General features: G+C 25.3%; 3 protein-coding genes. All 3 read right to left on the reverse strand.

Annotation, left to right across the window (positions count from 1 at the left end):
* Positions 1-89: 89 nt before the first annotated feature.
* A complete protein-coding gene (locus BUB36_RS15100) occupies positions 90-863 on the reverse strand; it encodes an ABC transporter permease (protein ID WP_073152101.1) in 774 nt (257 codons plus the stop codon).
* A 41-nt stretch (positions 864-904) separates the two neighbouring features.
* The gene (locus BUB36_RS15105; protein ID WP_073152104.1) at positions 905-1,588 is read right to left on the reverse strand and encodes an ATP-binding cassette domain-containing protein; all 684 of its coding nucleotides are present in this window, start codon (positions 1,586-1,588) and stop codon (positions 905-907) included.
* Positions 1,589-1,949: 361 nt separating this feature from the next.
* A complete protein-coding gene (locus tag BUB36_RS15110; RefSeq protein ID WP_073152106.1) occupies positions 1,950-2,168 on the reverse strand; it encodes a hypothetical protein in 219 nt (72 codons plus the stop codon).
* Positions 2,169-2,416 lie beyond the last annotated feature (248 nt).

The following is a 2,416-nucleotide window of genomic DNA, read 5'->3' on the forward strand; positions in this document are numbered from 1 at the left end:
CAACACTATTATACCACTATCATGCAGCTTCGCTGTTTGCTAAAGCTACCCGACTGAAAGTCGGGGGATTTAAACCTGGCACATGGAAATTAAAATTGCAAGAGATTTCCTCTTTTTTTAGCTTGTTTAATCATAAAATTCAAAAAGACAATACCTACAAAAAAATTAAAACTACAAATCAAAATATATACAATAACATCATATAAACCAACATAGGAACTAGACAAAACCTTTCTGATTAAATCATTACAATAGGTCAACGGAATAATTTTGAAAACATAGCCTAAATTTTGTTTTTTTGTTAATACATCAGATACAAATAATAACAACATTTGAATTATGAATACAATACTATTTATTTGTTTATAATATACAGCAAAACCTCCTATAATTAATCCCACACCATACATACCTATCATGCATAAAAAAATTAATAAAATTATATATATATTTAGATGCAATTTAACATTAAATAAAATTACTGAAATGGCATAGACTCCAATTATTGTAATCATTTGCATAGTTAATGAAGCTAATAACTTTCCAATATATAATAAATGTATTGGTATAAACGCATTTATTTTTTGATAAAAAGTACCAATCATCATTTCACGTTTGATTTCGCCACCAATATTTGATATACATGCACACGAAAGTATCCATGTAATATACCCTAATAATAAAAGTTCTTTGCTATTATTGTAGACATATGAATTTGATAGTGAGGAACCTGTATTTGAGAAAAACAAAAAAATTTGTAGTCCCCCATATACAAACAAATCAGATATTATACCAAATTTATAACTCAAAGTTTCTAAAACGTTAATTCTTAATTCTTCAAAAATAATTCTAAGTGTCATCATAATTATTCTCCTTATATAATAAAAGATTTATGATTTTATTTCTAAACACTCCTGTTTGATATAAGGTTAAGATTTTTATAATCTTGTCTAATATCCTTTACATTGTCTGTTTCAAATACTAATATACCATTTTTAATATAATAAACATAGTCCGTACATTTTTCAATAAATTCAAAGTCATGAGATATTAGAATTATTATTTTACTGGTTTTAGCTTCACTTAACATATTTCTAATCCGTACTTTGGTTTCGAGATCTAGCCCCTCAGATACTTCATCTAAGATTACACAATCACTACCTGAGACTAATGAAATATAAGTTGCAACAATTCTCTTCTGCCCAAATGATAAATTTTCAACTTTTTTGTTCAAAATATTTTTTATATCTGGAAATTTTTCTGAAAAAGATTTTATGTTGTTATCAATAGTCTTCTTAGTACATCCTCTTAATGTACCGAAATACTTGATATTATCTTTCACAGTATTTTTATAATACAAATTTCTTTCTCCCGAAAGCAATAGAAAAATATTCTTATCATTCTTAGAATGTATAATATTTCCTGAATCTGGAACCATTAGATTAGATAAAATACTAATAAGAGTAGTTTTACCTGCTCCATTTGGCCCAACTATTGAGTAGATATTGCCACACTTAAATTCCATTGTTATATCTTTTAGTATTTTATTGCCAAGCAATTCTTTACTTATTTGATTAACTTTAATCATCTTACACTATCCCTTCCTACATCTTCATAATTAACTAATCAGTTGATCTAATGAATTATCATTACTTATCTTTTTATTTGAATTTTGACATAATTATTAAATCATTCATCTTACCATTATAAGAAATATGCTGTCTCAAAGTAACTTCAATTATAAAATCACATAATTCTAATACTTCTAGTCCCACCTGATCAAAACCAAAAACACATGTAGTAATCTTATTTACGGTAATGTTTTCTTTAAATAATTCAATTATAAAATTATTAATTATATAGAATTTACATAGTAAAACTTAATTTATACATGTGCAAATATGCAATGTTTCTGGGCATTTTGGACATGTATAAATTAAAGTCTTTACTTAAATTTCTATATCAATGTTTTTAATATCATATAGACCCAAAATACAATTTACCCATAAACCTACACTATCATATTTATATAGCAATTTTTCATTTTCACTTTCCATAATACCACATATTGGATTGTCTAGATTAAAATTGATTGTACTCCACATTGTATTACTAATTTCATTATCAAATATATTAACATCAATAGTTTTTTTAGATATTTGATTCATTTTCTTCCCTTCTTTTATAAGATGGTATTGTCAAAGATTTAAACATAATCTTCAACTTAACCCATTGATTTTACTTAAAATTTATATCAAAACCTTGCCACCCCCTTAAAAACGGGTATAATTTTATTAGTTACACTTAGCAAAATTCCCAAAACAAAAAGAAAGGTGGCAAAGATTTTGAATACAATAATTAAATTTTTACTATTTTATATAAACCTTCAAGAGAAAATAATTTCTTATCTCTTGAT

The organism is Paramaledivibacter caminithermalis DSM 15212 (assembly GCF_900142245.1).
In the GTDB taxonomy this organism is placed as follows: domain Bacteria; phylum Bacillota; class Clostridia; order Peptostreptococcales; family Caminicellaceae; genus Paramaledivibacter; species Paramaledivibacter caminithermalis.